The organism is Sphaerisporangium sp. NPDC005289, from assembly GCF_040607455.1.
GTDB classification, from domain to species: Bacteria; Actinomycetota; Actinomycetes; order Streptosporangiales; family Streptosporangiaceae; genus Sphaerisporangium; species Sphaerisporangium rhizosphaerae.
Window position 1 is genome coordinate 1 of the sequence record NZ_JBEXGS010000062.1, and the last position, 1,846, is coordinate 1,846.

At 72.6% G+C, this 1,846-nt stretch carries 1 protein-coding gene and 2 pseudogenes; 2 read left to right on the forward strand and 1 reads right to left on the reverse strand.

Annotation, left to right across the window (positions count from 1 at the left end; translation table 11 throughout):
• Window positions 1-363, reverse strand: a pseudogene (locus ABZT47_RS40270) (phospholipid carrier-dependent glycosyltransferase); the annotation flags it as partial.
• Window positions 364-491: 128 nt separating this feature from the next.
• Between ABZT47_RS40270 and rsmI the strand changes: the two are divergent.
• Together rsmI and ABZT47_RS40280 are read left to right on the forward strand one after the other, a co-directional pair.
• Window positions 492-1,337, forward strand: a complete 846-nt coding sequence (gene rsmI, locus ABZT47_RS40275; protein ID WP_354854090.1) for a 16S rRNA (cytidine(1402)-2'-O)-methyltransferase — start codon at window positions 492-494, stop codon at window positions 1,335-1,337.
• Window positions 1,338-1,399: 62 nt separating this feature from the next.
• Window positions 1,400-1,846 (forward strand): annotated as a pseudogene (locus ABZT47_RS40280) (hypothetical protein); the annotation flags it as partial.

Here is a 1,846-nt window from a genome sequence, read left to right on the forward strand (position 1 = left end):
GACGACATAGGAGGCGCACTGGTCCAGCTCGTTCGGGCCGCACTGCTTCCAGATGCCGGAGTTGCCGGCCAGGAGCATCTTGTCGGCGTCCTTGACCGCGACCCGCTCCACGCCGAAGTTGATCAGCGAGAGCGAGTCCTTGGCGTAGTAGGTCTCGTCGAACACGATCGCCTTGGGGGAGCCCAGCCGGTCGAACCGCAGGAAGGCGCCGAACAGCGCCACCAGGATCGGACCGAGCCACCCCCACAGGGGGTTCCCTTGGAACGGTGGAACCAGCCGGTCGCGGACCGAGCCCGGCTGTGCGGGGTCGTCGTGCGGCTCCGGCTGCTCGAAGTCCTGGTTAGGGAAGTCCGTCAGGGCCATCCGGACATCGTACGGGGCGGCTATTACGTCCAGCCTAAGAAACACCTCTTACGTACCCAATTGGGGGAGTCCTTCCAGGGAGCGACCGGTCGACGGCGCCCGCGCCTGTGGAACGTTCATGGGGAAGGATGGGCACCGTGAACGACAACGGCAAGCTGGTGCTGGCAGGGGCTCCGATCGGGCGCGTCGAGGACGCCTCCGCCCGGCTGCGGGAGGCGCTCGCCGGCGCCGACGTCGTGGCCGCCGAGGACACCCGCCGGCTGCGCCGGCTGGCCGCCGACCTCGGGGTCACGCTCGCGGGCCGCGTGGTGTCCTACTACGACGCCAACGAGGCGGCCAGGGCGGGCGAGCTGCTCGCCGACCTCCAGGACGGGCGCACCGTGCTGGTCATCACCGACGCCGGGATGCCGGGGGTCTCCGATCCCGGCTACCGGCTGACGCACCTGGCGGTCGAGGCCGGCATCCCGGTGACGGCGCTGCCCGGTCCGTCGGCCGTGACGACCGCGCTCGCGATCTCCGGCCTGCCCAGCGACCGGTTCTGCTTCGAAGGCTTCCCGCCGCGCAAGCCAGGAGAACGGGCCCGGCGGCTGGCCGCGCTCGCCGCCGAGGAGCGCACCATGGTCTTCTTCGAGGCCCCGCACCGGCTGCGCGCCTGCCTGGCCGCGATGGCCGAGGCGTTCGGCGCCGAGCGGCCCGCGGCGGTCTGCCGCGAGCTGACCAAGACCTACGAGGAGGTGCGGCGCGGCCCGCTGTCGGAGCTGGCGGCCTGGGCCGAGGGGGACGTCCGCGGCGAGATCACGCTGGTCGTCGCCGGGTACGCGCCGGGCGACGCCGAGCCCGACATCGGCGCGCTGGTCGCGGAGGTGGCCCGGCGGGAGCAGGCGGGGGTGTCGCGCAAGCAGGCCATCGTCGAGGTGGCCAAGGCCGCCGGCGTTCCCAAGCGCGAGCTGTACGACGCCGTCCATCGCGCCTGACGGCCCCTGTCGCGGGGCCTGATCTCTGGATACGGGTGGCGCCCTGCCAATAGGGTGCCCGGGTGCCCGTTCGCGTCTTCCTTCCGAGATTCGCCAGAAACACGCGACTTGTCGCCGGAGCGCCGCTCCGAACGCCCGGCGAGGCCGGCGAGGCCGGCGACGTCGGCGTCGCCGACGGGAGCGCCCAGGACGCGGCCCCCGTGCCGGTGCGCGACCGGCTGGTCCCGCCCTTCCAGGGCGGCGCCCTGTGGGGGTGGCTAGGCCCGATCCTGGTGGCGGTGTTCGGCGCCCTGCTGCGGTTCGACCGGCTCGGCACCCCCAAGGCGGTGGAGTTCGACGAGACCTTCTACGCCAAGGACGCGCTGTCCCTGCTCAGGTACGGCGTCGAGCGCACCTTCCTCGGCACGGACAAGGACCCGATCGCCGACCGGCGGCTCATCGCCGGCAGGGACGACCTCTGGGTGAGCTGCACCCCCGACAACCTCGACCCGTGCGCGCAGTACGTGGCG